The 16917-nt window shown below is 56.4% G+C and carries 12 protein-coding genes and 1 riboswitch; of the genes, 7 read left to right on the top strand and 5 right to left on the bottom strand.

Annotated features, from left to right (window positions below):
- Positions 1–140 precede the first annotated feature (140 nt).
- Positions 141–878, top strand: a complete 738-nt coding sequence (locus tag B347_RS0118195) for an RsiV family protein (RefSeq protein ID WP_019411126.1) — start codon at positions 141–143, stop codon at positions 876–878.
- 52 nt (positions 879–930) lie between these two features.
- Here B347_RS0118195 and cytX read toward each other — a convergent pair whose 3' ends face one another.
- Both cytX and thiC read right to left on the bottom strand, forming a co-directional pair.
- The gene (gene cytX / locus B347_RS0118190; RefSeq protein WP_019411125.1) at positions 931–2193 is read right to left on the bottom strand and encodes a putative hydroxymethylpyrimidine transporter CytX; all 1263 of its coding nucleotides are present in this window, start codon (positions 2191–2193) and stop codon (positions 931–933) included.
- Positions 2194–2358: 165 nt separating this feature from the next.
- A complete protein-coding gene (thiC, locus tag B347_RS0118185; RefSeq protein WP_019411124.1) occupies positions 2359–4248 on the bottom strand; it encodes a phosphomethylpyrimidine synthase ThiC in 1890 nt (629 codons plus the stop codon).
- A 154-nt stretch (positions 4249–4402) separates the two neighbouring features.
- Positions 4403–4508, bottom strand: a riboswitch (TPP riboswitch).
- 195 nt (positions 4509–4703) lie between these two features.
- Here thiC and B347_RS0118180 point away from each other — a divergent pair.
- Complete coding sequence (locus tag B347_RS0118180) at positions 4704–6140, top strand: TolC family outer membrane protein (RefSeq protein ID WP_019411123.1); 1437 nt, start codon at positions 4704–4706, stop codon at positions 6138–6140.
- Positions 6141–6287: 147 nt separating this feature from the next.
- Positions 6288–10976, top strand: a complete 4689-nt coding sequence (locus tag B347_RS0118175; protein ID WP_019411122.1) for a dermonecrotic toxin domain-containing protein — start codon at positions 6288–6290, stop codon at positions 10974–10976.
- 13 nt (positions 10977–10989) lie between these two features.
- Here B347_RS0118175 and waaA read toward each other — a convergent pair whose 3' ends face one another.
- The 3 genes from waaA to B347_RS26065 all read right to left on the bottom strand — a co-directional run bounded on the left by waaA (position 10990) and on the right by B347_RS26065 (position 13115).
- Positions 10990–12276, bottom strand: a complete 1287-nt coding sequence (gene waaA / locus B347_RS0118170; RefSeq protein WP_026014274.1) for a lipid IV(A) 3-deoxy-D-manno-octulosonic acid transferase — start codon at positions 12274–12276, stop codon at positions 10990–10992.
- 28 nt (positions 12277–12304) lie between these two features.
- Positions 12305–12568 (bottom strand): hypothetical protein, encoded by a 264-nt coding sequence (locus tag B347_RS25170; RefSeq protein WP_033387952.1) that lies wholly within the window; start codon positions 12566–12568, stop codon positions 12305–12307.
- Between the two features lie 244 nt (positions 12569–12812).
- Positions 12813–13115, bottom strand: coding sequence for a polymorphic toxin type 44 domain-containing protein (locus B347_RS26065; protein WP_337459911.1), 303 nt, complete (start codon positions 13113–13115; stop codon positions 12813–12815).
- 182 nt (positions 13116–13297) lie between these two features.
- Between B347_RS26065 and B347_RS0118160 the strand changes: the two genes are divergently transcribed.
- The 4 genes from B347_RS0118160 to B347_RS0118145 all read left to right on the top strand — a co-directional run bounded on the left by B347_RS0118160 (position 13298) and on the right by B347_RS0118145 (position 16774).
- On the top strand, positions 13298–13630 hold the full coding sequence (locus B347_RS0118160; RefSeq protein ID WP_019411119.1) for a DMT family transporter: 333 nt from the start codon (positions 13298–13300) through the stop codon (positions 13628–13630).
- A gap of 146 nt (positions 13631–13776) precedes the next feature.
- Entirely contained in the window at positions 13777–14952 is a 1176-nt protein-coding gene (locus tag B347_RS0118155) for an NAD(P)/FAD-dependent oxidoreductase (protein ID WP_019411118.1), read from the top strand.
- Complete coding sequence (locus B347_RS0118150; RefSeq protein ID WP_019411117.1) at positions 14949–15761, top strand: aldo/keto reductase; 813 nt, start codon at positions 14949–14951, stop codon at positions 15759–15761. The genes B347_RS0118155 and B347_RS0118150 overlap by 4 nt, the downstream gene beginning before the upstream one ends.
- Before the next feature lie 41 nt (positions 15762–15802).
- Positions 15803–16774: a hypothetical protein gene (locus B347_RS0118145; protein ID WP_019411116.1), complete on the top strand. Its 972-nt coding sequence runs from the start codon at positions 15803–15805 to the stop codon at positions 16772–16774.
- Positions 16775–16917 lie beyond the last annotated feature (143 nt).

The following is a 16917-nucleotide window of genomic DNA, read 5'->3' as shown; positions in this document are numbered from 1 at the left end:
CCCCTTTTATAACGTGGGGATAGACGGATTGCCTGCAAACCAACTCTAATTGACACCTTCAAGCTTAGCGGCGAACTGACGCCCTTGTTGGCAGTCGAACGACCCTACGTACACCTTTCTTTCGTTGATGAAGGACGACCATGTCGCTTTTAAAAATTGCCTCCCTGACTTGCATCGCCCTCACGCTGGGCGCTTGCCAGAGCGTTTTTCAACCTAAACCCCTGACGTTTACGCCGGACGCGTCCGAGCAAGTCAAGGCTGGCTGCAACGGTGATGATTGCCCATTGGTCAACATCGAGACAGGGCACTTTGCCAACGAACCGAAACTCAATGCCTTGATCGAACAACGGTTGTTGAAAATGACCGTCAACTCGCCGGACGACACGCTGGCGCCGTCACTGAGTGCCTACCGTGAGCAGTTTTTGCGCACAGCCGACACCCGCAACAGCATGTACTTGCAAGCCAAGGTACGTGAGCAGCATGACGACTTAGTGATTATCGAGCTGATTAGCTACCTGGACACCGGCGGCGCACATGGCATGCCGGGGCGCGGGTTTATCAACTGGTCGCGTAAAGACCAAAAAGAGCTGACCTTGCAGGACATGCTCCTGCCGGGCCAAGAGAAAGCCTTCTGGGGCGCGGTCAAAGTGGCGCACAACAACTGGTTGATTAACTCGCACCGCAGCAACGATGCGCAGTTCATAAAAACCTGGCCGTTCCAGCAGACCCCGAACGTGGCGCTACTCAAAGACAACGTCGTGCTCAAGTACGACGTGTACAGCATTGCCCCGTACTCGGATGGCAACGTTGAACTGAGCATCCCGTATTCACGCTTGAACGGGATTATCAAGCCGGAGTGGTTGCCGGGTCGCGGCTAACTCCAAACGTCTGTAGGAGCGTCGACCGGCTGCTCCTACAGTGGGTTGAGGGTTAGTGTTTACGGCCCAGCAACCACTGCAACAGGCCGGCCAGCAGCAACGCAGGCAAGGTTGCGCCTACATCCGGGAACAAGTTGGCCAGCAGGTGGTAGGTGCTCACACCGCCCAACCAGGCCAATAAGGTGGCCCAGTGCAGCAAACCCGGCACCACGTCGCAACTGCGCTTACGCAGGATGAAGTGATCCACCAACACCACGCCAAACAAGGGCGCAAACACCGAGCCGATCAGCAGCAAGAAGTTCTGGTACTGCGCCAACGGCGCCAGGCAGGCGATCAGGGTGCAGATAACACCAATCGCCAATGCGAGGTGCTCAATCTTCAAGCGCAACAGGATCCCGCTGGAAACCGCCGCCGAGTGAATGTCGGCAAAGGCGTTTTCGGACTCGTCGAGCAGAATTAGCAGCAATGGAATACCCAGCCCTGCCCCCGCCAGCGCCAACAACAGCGCGTTAACTTCACCGCTCGGCGCGAACGCCAAGGTGTAGGCCACACCCAGGCTCATCAACCAGAAGTTGCCAATCAAAAAGCCCAGTACAGTACCGCCAAACACGCTTTTGGCGCGTTTGCCAAAGCGCGAGTAGTCGGCAATCAACGGCAACCACGACAACGGCATGGCGATAGCAATGTCGAAACCCACCGCAAACGGCATCGAACCATCGCCTTTCTGCGCCCATAACGCGGCTAAGTCAGCTTTGGCGAAGAGGTTCCACGTGAGCCAGATGCAAGCACCCAACAGCAGCCAGATGCCCCATTTACGCAAGACCTTACGCACAAAGGTCAACGGCCCGCTGACTGCCAGCAACGTGGCGAGGGCGCCGAAAAACAGGGTCCAAAGCAGCGGATTGGTGAACAAGCTGCCTTCGCTGAACGCACGGGCGCCGAGCAGACTGGCCGCATCGCGCATGACGATGATTTCAAACGAGCCCCAGCCAATCAGCTGCAACACGTTCAGCACGGCAGGCAGCATCGCACCGCGACTGCCTAGGCTCAGCTTCAGCGCGGCCATGGATGACAGGCCCGTGTCGCTGCCGATCACCCCGACCGACGCCAGTAATGCCACGCCGACTAGCGTGCCGAGAAAAATTGCCAACAGCGAACCCGATAGGCCTAGCCCCGGCGCCAGCAAGGCCCCGGTCTGCAACACCATCAGCCCGACGCCGAGGGAGAACCACAGGGAAAACAGATCGCGGGCGCCGAAGACGCGCTTGTCCAAAGGGACGGCGGTATCGGGCGAGTAAGTGCTGGGTGTGTTCAAGGCATCATTCTCGATAAAGGACCAAACCCGTAGTCGCTGTCGAGGCACGAGGCTGCGATGGGTTGCGCAACGACCCTGTTGTTGAAGGTCCTGCGGCCCTTATCGCAGCCTCGTCCCTCGACAGCGACTACAAATGGGCGCCAGCGGCGGCTGGCGCGGTTTACATCACACTTTTTTGTACAGCTGGCTGCCTTCCTGCTTGAAGCGCTCGGCCTGTTCCGCTAGGCCTTTGGCCACGTCGACGTCGATTGCCTCAATGCGCTGGTTGGCAGCGTAGATACGCACTTCTTGGGTGATTTTCATCGAGCAGAATTTCGGCCCGCACATGGAACAGAAGTGTGCAACTTTGGCCGAATCCTTGGGCAAGGTTTCGTCGTGGTAGGAGCGCGCGGTGTCCGGGTCTAGGCCGAGGTTGAACTGGTCTTCCCAGCGAAACTCGAAGCGCGCTTTGCTCAGGGCGTTGTCGCGAATTTGTGCGCCCGGATGGCCTTTGGCCAAGTCGGCCGCGTGAGCCGCGATTTTGTAAGTGATGATCCCGGTTTTCACGTCATCTTTGTTCGGCAACCCCAAGTGTTCCTTGGGCGTCACGTAGCACAGCATGGCGCAACCGAACCAGCCGATCATGGCCGCACCAATGCCCGAGGTGATGTGGTCGTAACCCGGTGCAATGTCGGTGGTCAGCGGGCCGAGGGTGTAGAACGGCGCCTCGTCGCAGCACTCCAGCTGTTTGTCCATGTTCTCTTTGATCAACTGCATCGGCACGTGGCCGGGGCCTTCGATCATGCATTGCACGTCGTGTTTCCAAGCGATTTTGGTCAATTCGCCCAGGGTTTCCAGCTCTCCGAACTGCGCCGCGTCGTTGGCGTCGGCAATCGAGCCCGGACGCAGGCCGTCGCCCAGCGAGAAGCTGACGTCGTAGGCCTTCATGATTTCGCAGATTTCGTCGAAGTGGGTGTAAAGGAAGTTCTCTTTGTGGTGCGCCAGGCACCATTTGGCCATGATCGAGCCACCACGGGACACAATGCCGGTCACACGCTTGGCGGTCAGCGGCACGTAGCGCAGCAACACACCGGCGTGGATGGTGAAGTAGTCAACGCCCTGTTCTGCCTGTTCGATCAGGGTGTCGCGGAACAATTCCCAGGTCAGGTCTTCGGCCACACCGTTGACCTTTTCCAGCGCCTGGTAAATCGGCACTGTGCCGATCGGGACCGGCGAGTTGCGGATGATCCACTCGCGGGTTTCGTGAATGTGTTTGCCGGTGGACAAGTCCATGACCGTGTCCGATCCCCAGCGAATGCCCCAGGTCAGCTTGGCCACTTCCTCCTCAATAGAGGAGCCCAGCGCGCTGTTGCCGATGTTGCCGTTGATCTTCACCAGAAAGTTGCGACCAATGATCATTGGCTCCAACTCAACGTGGTTGATGTTGGCCGGGATGATGGCGCGACCGCGGGCGATTTCGTCGCGCACAAACTCAGGGGTGATTTCTTTCGGGATGTTGGCGCCAAAGCTGTGACCCGCGTGTTGCTGGTCGAGCAAACCTGCTGCACGGGCTTCTTGCAGCTTCATGTTTTCGCGGATGGCGACGTATTCCATCTCGGCGGTAATGATGCCCTGACGCGCATAGTGCATCTGGCTGACGTTAACCCCGGCCTTGGCCCGACGCGGGTTCTTCACGTGGGCGAAGCGCAGTTTGGTCAGTTCGGCGTCTTCAAGGCGCATTTGGCCAAAATTGGAACTTAGACCCGGCAGGCGCTCGGAGTCATCGCGGTCATCGATCCACGCCGAACGTACGTCGCCCAGACCTTTACGCACATCGATTTCGACGGACGGGTCGGTATACGGGCCGGAGGTGTCGTAGATCAATACCGGGGCGTTGATTTCGCCGCCAAAATCAGTCGGTGTGACATCCAGGCTGACTTCACGCATCGGCACCAGAATGTCCGGGCGAGAACCCTGTACGTAGACTTTTTGTGAACGGGTGAACGGCTTTACGGACTGTTCATCGACTTTTGCCGAATCACTGAGATTGATCGCATTTTTTAGTGTTGTACTCATCACGGCTCTCCAGACTGCATCCAGGCGGATTGTCGGAGGGAGAACCTGAAAAAAGCACGGATGCACCCAAGGACTGGATGCTGAGTGACGACCTCGAACGATTGATCATTTTTTGAACAATCGATCCCGGACGGCACTCAAGAGGACTCGCCGGGAGACGAGAAATCTTGTTCCCTACGCAGGCGCTAACCTGATCAGGTTCAACGGGATCCGAAATTATTCGATCTCAGCCTCATAGCAAGGCACCCCGACAAGAACTCGGCCAGTCTATGGCAGCGGCAAGCTTTTAGCTACACGCGGCAAGATTTCGGTGTTGATCTAACTTGCCGCTTGTCGCTTGCAACTTGCGGCTGCTCTCTGCACCCAAAACTACTACACTCGCTACGTCTTGAAATCACGAGCGCCAGAATACGGCCTCGACCCTCAATTTCGCACTATTGAACTAGGGATCGCTCATGCTGCGCAAACTCTCGCTGGCAATCGCCGTGTCTTGGGCGACCAACGCTATGGCTCTGGATACACCGGCTCCTTTATCCAACCAAAACGGCCTGGTCAGTGTTTACCAAGAGGCGGTCGACAATAACGCCGATCTCGCGGCAGCGCGTGCCAACTATTCGGCACAAAAAGAAGTGGTACCGCAGGCCCGTGCCGGTTTGCTGCCCAATCTGTCGGGCGGCGCTGAGTCGAGCAACGTGCGTACAAGCATCGATCGTCCGTCGATGACCACCACCCGCAGTGCGATGGTGTATCAAGCCACACTGGCCCAGCCGCTTTTTCGGATTGACCGCTGGTTCCAGTTGAAAGCCGCCGAATCGGTCAACGAACAGGCAGCACTGCAACTCTCGGCCACCGAGCAGAATCTGATTCTGCAAAGCGCAAACAATTACTTCTCGGTACTGCGCGCCCAAGACACGCTGGCCGCGACCAAGGCCGAAGAAGCGGCATTTAAACGCCAGTTGGACCAGTCCCGCGAGCGTTTTGATGTGGGCCTATCGGACAAGACCGACGTGCTGCAATCCCAGGCCAGCTACGACACTGCGCGGGCTAACCGCATGCTCGCTCAGCGCCAGGTCGAAGATGCCTTTGAAGCACTGGTGACATTAACCAATCGCCAATACAACGCGATTGAAGGCATGCGCCACAGTTTGCCGATCTTGCCGCCGACGCCAAACGACGCTAAAGCTTGGGTCGACACCGCCGCACAGCAAAACCTCAACTTGCTGGCCAGTAACTTCGCAGTGGACGCTGCACAAGAAACGCTCAAGCAGCGTAAGGCCGGCCACGCGCCGACGGTAGACGCCGTGGCGCAATACAAAACCGGCGATAACGACGCGTTCGGCCTGACCAACCCTAATGCCCTGAACCAACGCTATGGTGGCCCGGTCAACCAGACCAGCGTCGGCATTCAGTTGAACATCCCGATCTACAGCGGCGGCCTGACCAGTTCGCAAGTTCGCGAATCGTATTCGCGCCTTGATCAAACCGAGCAACAACGTGAGCAACTGCGCCGCCAGGTGGTAGAAAACACCCGTAACCTGCACCGCGCGGTGAACACCGATGTGGAACAGGTGAAAGCGCGCAAACAGTCGATCATCTCGAACCAGAGCGCCTTGGAAGCCACGGAAATTGGTTATCAGGTCGGTACTCGCAACATCGTTGACGTGCTCGACGCCCAGCGTCAGTTGTACAACTCGGTGCGCGACTACAACAACAGCCGCTACGACTACATCCTCGACAACCTGCGCCTTAAACAGGCTGCGGGCACGTTAAACCCTGGCGACCTGGATGCGTTGTCGCGTTACCTAAAAGCAGACTACAACCCGGATAAGGACTTCCTGCCGCCGGATCTGGCTCAGGAAGCCGCTGCGAATATTCGCTCAGCAGGGAAATAACCGCCCCCTATCGCGGACTTAACCCCGCCACCGCAGGTGTCACCTGTGTTGGCAGGGCTATATGCCAATACCACCGTTCCTTAAGGGCACCAGAGGTTAATACGACATCGGTCGTTTGACCTCTTGGCAACCACTAAAGGAACGCCCATGAACACAGCCCCATCAACGTGGCTCGTGCCTGCAGAAAATGCAGTTCGCGCGCAGTTCGCCAATCCGCCTGCCCTTGAAACCGTCGCACGCCAACTGCTCAAAGAAGCCATCGAACACGTCTATCCCTCACTGAACATAGATCTGCTCATCACACGGTTGGCTGTTCCCTTACCCCAAGGCGGCTGGGGATTAGAACCTTTAATGCCCAAAGTCCTGGATTACCTGGGCGGTGGCCCCGAGCTCAATTTCGACCCAATCAGGGGTCAGTCTTATTACCTATGCGATAGCGCACCCACGTGGCTCACCGTGGAGGAAGGTAATCTGGACATGAACGTCATTAAACAGTTGATCAAAGAGCTTGCCTGGCGCCTCCCCATAGGCTTGCAAGATGCGCTGACCGCCTTCTGGGGAGAAGACTCGGGGGCAGGTGGCAACCGTTGGAACTGGCTTAGCGGTGTGATCAAAGACACCCTGACGATCAGCGCATTCATCCAGGCAGACCTGAACGCTGATGCCCTTGCGGCCATCAGCCAGATAATCACTACCCCTGAGCTCGATAAGCGGATCCAACAATATGGTGAGCGAGCCATACGCGCTTATTGGATGAAAGTGTCGCTGGTGAGCGAAGGAAAAATGAGTTCAAGCCTGAGCCAAAGAATCATATTGGCAACACCTGATCAAGTATTGATGTGTAGGCCCAATGGCACCATCCGCTCATTCAAAAGTATCGACGACTTGAGCCGTTATTGGGGTGCAAATATCAGCAAAAAGTTTGCCGCGCAGAACATTCGCCTGAAACGCTTTGAGCTTGAAGGCAATGCATTTGAGGCTATCGCAGCCGCCATCCTGAATCATCAGCTTGAGAGCATCAGCCTAATGAGGCTGCCAGCCAGTATTGGGTGGCAGGCACTGGAAACGGTGTACATGAACATCACCGATACCGCGAAACTGCTCATTGGTTCGCCCTACGCCAACTCAGACACGCTTGAGCGGGTAAAAACCCAAATGCCCGAGTGGCTCACCAAGGCTTCCCTCGCCGATCAAACGACTTACCGCCATTACAGCCTAGCGTTGTCCGCCATCAAAAAAGTCAACAAGGGCCAGACGTACCTTTCCGGAATTAGCAGCATCCAGGCCTATGCTGTCGATGTACTGCATCAACAGTTATTGGCTGATTGGGCTCGCTTTGAGCCTGACCATTCGGTGCCGGTGACCGAGAGCCTTCTAGAACCTGAAAACATTGAACTCACGTTCCTGACAGTAACGGGCGCTCTTAACAGCGTGGGGATTGTCGAGCCCGTCACCATGAGCCTGACCGAACTGGCCCTTAGAAATCTGGTCGGCCGCCCCAAAGGCAGGCTCACCCTCAGGCATAAACTCGGGTTAGAGCTGCCTGCCTGGCTAACGCCTGACTACGTGACTCGCCGCGATGGCCTTATTGAGCAGGTCAATATTGGTAAGGCTTACCCTGAGCGACTCGAAGATCTGCTACTTAAACAAACTCCCGCTATAAAACAACGAGAGCAATTGTTCGCCGAACTCATCAGTTTGCAGCTGCCATTGGAAGCTCTGGAGCTAAGCCTCAGGCGCGTAAACGGCGTCACCACCACCGGTGCGCGCTATGTGGCGGCACTTGTAAAGCTTGAGGCAGGCGACCGGTTTGTAGACGGCGCAGACATCGTGATCCGCCGCTTGGCGTTGGTACGCAAACCCGGCGCAGTGCCCGATGTGGTCGCCAATATGTTCATCATCGAGCCTGCCAACCTTGAACAGGGTCCACACCTGCTGTACCGGCCGTTCTACGCACAGTCCCTGCTGGAGTTCCCTACGCGCACGGCACTGTTGGACGCTTTAGTTGAGGCAGGCGACCTGCAAGACAGCGTGCTGACATGGTTGAGCGATGTCGCCCGGCCTATTTACGATCACGGCGGCTTTAAAGAGCCTCACTTCGTGCGCTTCGGTCTGGGCAGCGACTTTGCACCCATCGAGATACCGCAACCTGCGTTTCTGGCTACCAATGGCACCAGCAACGAGTTGTTGCAGTACCTGCAAAACGGACAATTGATGCAGTTCCTTTTCGGCTGCACCGCGCGAGCCATGGTAGATCAGGCCGAGGATGAATCCACATCCAACAGCGAAAGCCGCTGGCGGGTATTTATTGAAGGGGGCAGCCTGATTCTTAACAGCCTGCTGGTGCTGCCCATACAACCACGCCCGCTTATGCTAACAAGCGGACTGTTCGGCATGGCCAAATTAGCCTTCCATGTCATTCCGGAACTGGCCAGCGAAGACAAGGCCACCCGTGAGTTAGCGGCGGCGGATGTTTTGATCAACCTGGGCATGGTATTGCTCCATCCACTTCTGAGTGCCCTACCCCAACTCAAAAGATTACCTGAAGGGTTAAAATCTCAAGCGTTACGGCCTTTCGCACCGACACGGCTTGCCGAACAATGGCCCGAGCCTCCAGCCCCCGAAATCGATTCCGGCGCTGTAGCCCTGACGGGCGAGTACCCAAACTCCGAAACAACCGTGCTGGATTTCAGCTTCACCAATGCCCGCAACCAGCTCACCCCTAGCCAGAGAAAAAAATTGGCAGAGTTTGAAGTGGTTCGTCCAGCGTCACTGCCTCCCGCGCAATCTGTCGGCCGACGCAGAGGGCTGTTTCGAATAGATGACACGTGGCACGCCTTGATTGACGGCTACCTGTATGCGGTTGATGTTGACCCCAGCGGCGCTGCCGTCATTGTCTCTTCGTCAGACTTCAACCAACGGGGTCCTGCGGTGAAATCTGACGGCCAAGGCCAATGGAAGCTGGACTTGCGACTGCGAAACAGTGGTGGCATGCCACCTAGGCGAATTGCAGCACACCTTAAGAAAACCGAAGAACGAATACTTGAGCTGAACGCCGATCTGGATAGTTTTATCCCTAAAGAGCTACCGCTGGCTAAAACAGTCGAGATAACGCAGACCACGCTGCAAAGAGCGGAATCTGATGGTCGCTTCCCTCAAGAACAGCTTGCAGAGCTTCGCAACCGACTCAACACCGCCCTTTACACACAAATGAGCGCCTACCAAAAGCTGCTGGGTACCGCTCAGGAGCGCATCACACTGAAGATTCCCTTCTCTGAAGTCATCATGACTTCCCTTTTGGAGAAAGCGTTCGACAACAGGGCTGACGCCTTGGCTCTGTCCGCCAGTGAGCAAAGAGCCATTCTTAAAAAATGGCCCCAATTCCTTAACCCGGGCCCTGGCCTAGAAACGGCAAGTGATGCAGATCCCGAAGGGTTTTTGCAGTTCATGAAAGAGCAAGCGGCGCTAAACGAGAAGAGTATTGAACGCCTCGAGCAAAGGAACACCTACCTCGATCAGTTGCAAAACCTAGGCAGCGCTGGCGCTAAGGCGGCCGAGCCCCTGTTCCAAAGTATTTCCAATGACGCACACACGGTACTAAGTCTGAAAGCATTTCAACTCGATTGCCTCAAATTGCTCAGCTCCAAACTATCGGCACCCAAATCAGTAGAAGAGAGTCTGGATAACGCGACTGATCCGTTGAAGGAGCACATTCAAACCCACAACGAACTCAACAGACTTGAAGTCGAGCCGGTGAAACGTTTGGAGATTCTGGACAGTCTGGTTGAGAGCTACGGCCTGGGGTTGGATGCATTACAGGGCATCAACGTTTTAAATGCTGATGAACTCGAACCACACTTCTTCAATAAACTTAACGAACTGCTGAAGGAGCTTTACCAGGACGCCACTCGGTTACTGGCCGCTGAATTAAAGCCTGTCGGCACGCCGCGTAAAAAACCGCAGAGCCGTCCACCTTCGGCCGGCAAGCCGCACAAGAAAGTGATCAACGTTAGAGGCAAGGGCAAATTGATTGGCGGCGTAAAACCCGCGGGGAAAGACTGGCCTATTGAAGTCGTTGAGGTCCGCTCTGATTATGCCGACCAACTGATTTCGACCTATTCGCAACACGGCGACGAATGGGTAGAAATCCAGGAACCTGTCAAACCGGTGATTTCTCCCACACGCGCATTCAACGTTATAAAGGGCGAGGCGCGTAAAGTCCTCGGTATGTATCAGGAGCATTTAAACAAAGCCCACTATTACAAAACGCTTTGCCGACACCCGGAAGAGATTGAAGAGCTGCTTAATCACCAAGCCACCCGACTCGACAAGCTGGTAAATGAATTAGCTGTCGCGTTACAGGCGGTTCCTCTTGAAGCGCGCATCCTGGGAGATCAAACACTGCTGGACTCGATGAGACGTGCAGCGCAAACCCTGCTCAACGAAGGCCAGGCATTACGCATCCAGTTGAGCCTAGAGCTGCCACCCACGCACGGCAATCTTCAATACCTGCTAGACAAAGAGAAGGTTCAGATTGCCAGCCTGGGAAAACGCATCAAGCTGCAAGGCGAACGCCAGGACTTTATACAGGAGTACGCCATCAACGACCGAGAGGGCTACCCGTTGTGGTATGCACACTTTCATTATGCGAAAGCCAATACGCCTAGGCAGGAATACACAGTTGCGCACCTGAAAACCAAAGAGCAGCGCACGCTGAGCTATTACTCGCAATTGGCCGCCGCCACGAATGGTCAAGCGATCGTTAACATACACCGCGGAAAAATTGGCAAAACCTTGGCAGAGCGCTGGTTCCTGCCATTAGCGGGTGATAAATAAGCGCTGGTTGGCGCTAAATCACTGAGCGGGCCAATAAGCCCTCCAGCCCGTCCAACAGACGTTGCAATGCGCCCTGGTTGGCCTGCATAACCTTCAGGCCCGCCTGGGCCATGCGCTGCGCATCTTGTGGCAACTCGAACAAGCGCTGTATGGCAATTGCCAAACCCTGCGCGTCGTCCACTTCTTCCAGCGCCCCGGCACCACGAAGGAGTGCGGCGATTTCGAGGAAGTTAAACAGATGCGGCCCGCTCAGCACCGGCTTGGCCAGCGCGGCAGGCTCCAGCAGGTTATGTCCGCCATTGGGCACCAGGCTGCCGCCAACAAACGCGCTGTCGGCCAGAGCATACAAAAACAGCAACTCACCCATGGTGTCGCCCAGCAACACCTGCGTTTGCGCATTAACCAACTCGCCCGTAGAGCGGCGCACCGTGTCAAAGCCTTGGCTCTGGCACAACTCGAACACCGAACTGAAGCGCTCCGGGTGGCGTGGCACCAGTATCAACAAGGCATTTGAATGGCGGGTGAGTAACTGGCGATGCGCCGCGAGCACAATCGCGTCTTCACCTTCATGGGTGCTGGCAGCGATCCACACCGGGCGCTCGAGCGCCTGCCATTGCTCACGCAGCGCACGGGCGTTGATCAGCAATTGCGGGTCTATCGTCAGGTCGAATTTGATCGAGCCAGTCACTTGCACGCACTCAGGCCGGGCGCCCAACTGGCGGAAGCGCTCGGCTTCGGCCTCAGTCTGTACCGCGATCAAGCTCATTTCTTGCAGCATCGGCCGAGTAAGCTTGGCAAACCGTGCATAGCCTTTGGCCGAACGCGCCGACAGACGCGCATTGGCCAGCGCGACTGGAATGCCACGCTTGGCGCACTGATGAATATGGTTGGGCCACAACTCGGTTTCCATGATCACAGCCAGCGTGGGTTGCATCCGGTCCAAAAAGCGTGCGGCAGCCCAAGGCAGGTCGTAAGGCAAATAACAGTGCTGAATACGCGGCTCATCGGCGAACAGGGCTTGAATGCGTTCCGATCCGGTCGGTGTCATACACGTTACCGTTATCGGCAACTGCGGATAGCGTTTGAGCAGCGCCCGAATCATCGGCGCGGCCGCGATACTCTCGCCCACCGACACCGCATGTACCCAAATTCCACCGGGCTGCATGGCAGGCAGGTTGAGTGCGAACCGTTCGCCTACTCGCTTGGCATACGCCGGGGCTTTGCGCGCCCGCAGCCACAAACGAATCGCCACCAACGGCAGCCCCAGATGAAACAGCAAGGTGTAGAGAGTTCTATTCATGGTGGCGGAGTTTACTTGAAAACGACGTTTACGATGATGGCACTGACACGGTCTGGGCATCCAACGCGATACTGACCGGCACATAGCTGTTTGCAATGCGTAGCAGTGCCGTACTGTTAAAACTGTAGACACTATCGCGCACTGATACCCGTACGTTATGCCCTTCAACCGTGACCTGCGCATTAGCATCGCGGGTCACCAAAAAAGCGTTGTCCTGTTTACGCAACGCTTCAAGCACGCTCTGATCATCATTCATGGGCACTGCGATGTAATAGCGATAGGTAAACGGCACTGTTGCCCCACCTGAATCGCTGACTACCCCATAGACCATCCCCTCACTGCCGATGGGATACCTGCCAATAACCGAGGACAAGACTGGCAACGAAGGTCTACTGAAGTAAATCCATAGAGTCTGCAGTGCACAAACCAGCAAGAAAACACCGAATAATCGGTTAATAACCTTTGGACTTCGCATAGTCGATACCTTCATTTATCCAGTACTGATCCCTAGGATCATCGCCATAAGGCGCTGTCGACTACCATTTCCCAAAAGTAGAATTACTTGTACCTGATCTTGATTGAGCGATGCCAGCGGCTCGTAGCAATGTTTCCTTAGAGAATCCGGCAGCTGTGCCCACAGCGCCATAATGAAAGTTACCAAAGCTCTCGTATTGCGCCCCGCGTTGCTTAAAATCCCATGGGCCACGATTTTTTACTTGCGAATAAAACCAACTGTAAAGAAAGGCACCTCCTCCGTTGCCGAAATGACCTCCCTGCAGATGTGCCAAGCGCATGTTGCTATCAAGCGAAACACCTGATGGTCCAGCAGGTAAAGGCATAACTTACCCCTTAGAAGATTTTTAGACCGCAAATATAGGGGTAGACTTCACGACCTCAAACCATCCCGCTTGAATTCAGAACCTTCCTGCTACTCACGGAATAAAAGCCTACTACAGACTTTTACAACTAATAGAATGCCGTGCTGTTAAATTGCCTCGCCCCCCCTATTCAGGACGCCTCTATGAACGCTTATTACTATTTGGCTATCGCCATTTGCGCCGAAGTGATTGCCACCGTTTCGATGAAAGCGATCAAGGGTTTCAGCACGCCACTCCCTCTGATTCTGGTGATAGCAGGGTATGCCACGGCATTTTGGATGTTGACGCTGGTGGTGCGCACCATCCCAGTTGGTGTGGCGTATGCGGTGTGGGCGGGCATGGGCATTGTGATGGTGAGCATTGCCGCGCTGTTTATTTACGGCCAAAAACTCGACCTGCCCGCCATGCTAGGCATGGGCCTGATTGTGCTAGGCGTGGTGGTGATTCAGCTGTTCTCGAAAACGGCAGGGCATTGAAGCAGCTACACGGCAAGTTTTAAGCCACAAGGTAAAAGCTAGATCAAAAGCGGGTATCACGCGGATTTTGATCTAGCTTTTACTTGCAGCTTGCAGCTTGCTGCTTCTTTATACTGCATCTTTGTCTTTAAACGCTGAGGTCGCCCATGCCATCTGTTATTTCCACCGACGTGCTGATTGTCGGCGCTGGTGTCGCTGGCCTCTGGCTCAATGCCCGCCTGCGTCGTCAGGGGTTTTCTACGATTTTGGTCGAGAACCAATCACTCGGTGGCGCACAGACGGTGAAGTCGCAGGGCATCATTCACGGCGGCGCCAAGTATGCGCTGCACGGTGCGCTGACCGGCGCCTCTGAAGCCATTGCCGACATGCCGCGCCGCTGGCGTGAAGCCCTTGCCGGTGACGGCGAGCTGGATTTAAGCGGCGTACGCTTGCTGTCAGACGCTCACTATTTGTGGTCCCCCGGCACTCTAGCAGGCAATCTGACCAGCTTTTTTGCCAGTAAGGCCGTGCGCGGTCGAGTCGATCAGGTCAAGGGCGATCAATTACCCCCCGCACTGCAAGACCCTCGTTTCAAGGGCAAGGTGTATCGCTTGGCTGAGCTGGTGGTCGATGTCCCCAGCCTGATCGCACGTCTGGCCGAGCTGGCAGGCGATGGCCTGCTGGCTGGCCAGCACATCGAGCCGCTGTTCGAAAACCAAGAATTGATTGGCCTGCGGGTCGATGGCCGCGACATTCACGCCCAACGCATCGTGCTCAGCGCCGGCGCCGGTAATGCTGAGCTACTGGCCAGCGCCGGAATCAGCGTACCCGCGCAACAATTACGACCGCTGCACATGGTGTTGGTCAAAGGTCCAAGCCTTAAGCCTCTGTACGCGCATTGCCTGGGCGGTGGCCCCAAACCGCGCATCACCGTCACCACGCACCCGGCCGCGAATGGCGAGTGGGTATGGTATTTGGGCGGTGACATTGCCGAAGCCGATGGCGTAGCCCGTGAACCTGCCGAACAAATCGCTGTGGCGCAAAAAGAACTGGCCAATTTGCTGCCGTGGGTCGATCTGAGCCAGGCGCAATGGGCCACGTTGCGGGTCAATCGCGCCGAACCTGCGCAGTCTGGCTTGGTACGGCCGGACAATGCGTTTCTCGCCGATCAAGGCCGCCTACTGGTGGGCTGGCCAACCAAACTGGCCTTGGCACCGGACTTCGCCGATCGGGTTATCAGCGCACTTGAGCAAGACGCCATCAAGCCAAGCAACCCGCCTGCGCTGCCAGAATTCCCACGCCCAGCATTGGGTCAAACCGCATGGGAGCAACTGCTGCCATGAGCCAGGCAACCCTGCACGACTTTCTTCGCCCACTGGGCAGCACCGGCCTGATGGTCTCACCGCTGGGTCTGGGCACCGTAAAACTGGGTCGCGACCAAGGGGTGAAATACCCCAGCGGTTTTCAGATTCCGAATGATAACGAAGCCCAAATGCTGCTCAAACTGAGCCGTGATCTGGGGATTAATCTGATCGACACTGCGCCGGCTTATGGACGCAGCGAAGAGCGCCTGGGGCCACTGTTGCGCGGCCAGCGTCAAGATTGGGTGATTGTCAGCAAGGTCGGCGAAGAGTTCGATAACGGCGTATCGCGCCACGACTTCAGCGCCGCACACACCCGACGCTCGGTCGAGCGAAGCCTGCAACGTCTGGAAACAGACTTCATTGATCTAGTGCTGGTGCACTCTGACGGCAATGACCTTGCGATCCTCAACGAAAGCGAGGTCTACGCAACCTTGGCCGAGCTGAAACGCGAGGGCAAGATTCGCGGGTACGGGCTCTCGGGAAAAACCGTCGAGGGCGGCCTTAAAGCCTTGGAAAACGGCGACTGTGCGATGGTCACGTACAACCTCAACGAGCAGGCCGAAAAGCCGGTGATTGACTACGCAGCAGTTCACGGCAAGGCAATTCTGGTGAAAAAAGCCTTGGCCAGCGGCCATGTGTGCCTCAAGCCAGGCGTTGATCCGGTGCGCGCCAGCTTCGAACTGGTGTTTGGCCATCACGGGGTTGCCAGTGCTATTGTCGGTACCATCAATCCGCTGCACTTGGTCCATAACGTGGCGACCGTTGCGCAGGTTCTGCGTAACGCCTAAAGCCGCCGAATCGGCCGACCCCGACGCAAGAAGGAGCCGACATGCCGCGAATGCTGATCCGCAAGAACCCCAGCGACTTCAAAACCCTGCCGTTGTCTGTCGAGGCCACACCTGAAGGCTTGAGCTATCAAAGTGTCGGCATGCCACTTAACTTTTCACAAACCCTGAGTAAGCGCCGTCTGGTGAGTGTTGCAGACACTGAACGCTTCACTTTGGAGTTGGCCAACTTGGGGGTATCGGTACGTCTGACGCTGACCTGGCAAGGCCGCGATTACTGGGTATTGGTGCGCCAGCGCCGTCAGGACCGAGGCGATGTGGTACTCAAGCTGATCTCGGGCTATGTGCCTGCACATGAGGTCAACTTGCCGCTGCACACTGCGGTTCAGGAAGTGGCTGAAGAGTGCCTGCTGGAAACCCCGGAAGGCTGGCTCAGCGGGCGCTTCAACGAAACGTGGCTGCCGGCGCCTTACGCCAGCGCGCTGCATTACCGCGAAGCCCTGCCCTTTCGCCTGACGCCGTTGTCCGGCGCGGCGCGGCCTGTGCGGTGTGCCAGCCAGCCTTTGTTGGAACGTCCATGGGCTTACGTACATTTACCGACCGCGTCCCTGCAACTGATTTACGACCTGCGCCTTGAGGTGCCCAAGGAAGCCAAGTCGCTGAGCCTGTTTCATGTTGATGAGCGTCTGGAGGGGGATCAACTGGTCGCCCGCCTCAACCGCAAACGCCCGGATCTGTACCTGATGCCGCTGACCGACGGTCAGCCGTGCGCCGAGTTGTACACCTTGACGAAGGATCAACTGAAACCGGCCAGCACCCGAGGGCTGTATCTGGCTGAAAGTTTTGCGCCTCAGGAGGGCTGGGTGGTCAGCGAGGAGCGTATTCGCTGGAAGGACTGGCTCAAGCAGCAAGGCTTGAGCGCGCCTAGCAAAGAGTCGAGGCTCAAGCGCCTGACCAGCAAGGCGCAGCAGATGTTTAGGAAGGTGATAAAAAAGACTGAATCAAAAGCCCCCTAACCCACTCCCGAGGGAGAGGGAACTGATTGGGGAATGCTTAAGAAATGACGCTGAATCTGTAAACACCTCGATAGAACTCCCTCTCCCTCCGGGAGAGGATTGGGGTGGGTAGAAACCGGGTACGTCCTTTACGTTTTAGACCG

The sequence above is a fragment of the Pseudomonas psychrophila HA-4 genome, from assembly GCF_000282975.1.
Lineage (GTDB): Bacteria > Pseudomonadota > Gammaproteobacteria > Pseudomonadales > Pseudomonadaceae > Aquipseudomonas > Aquipseudomonas psychrophila_A.
Note: the sequence above shows the minus strand (reverse complement) of the source record. Positions and strands in the feature narration are given on the sequence as shown.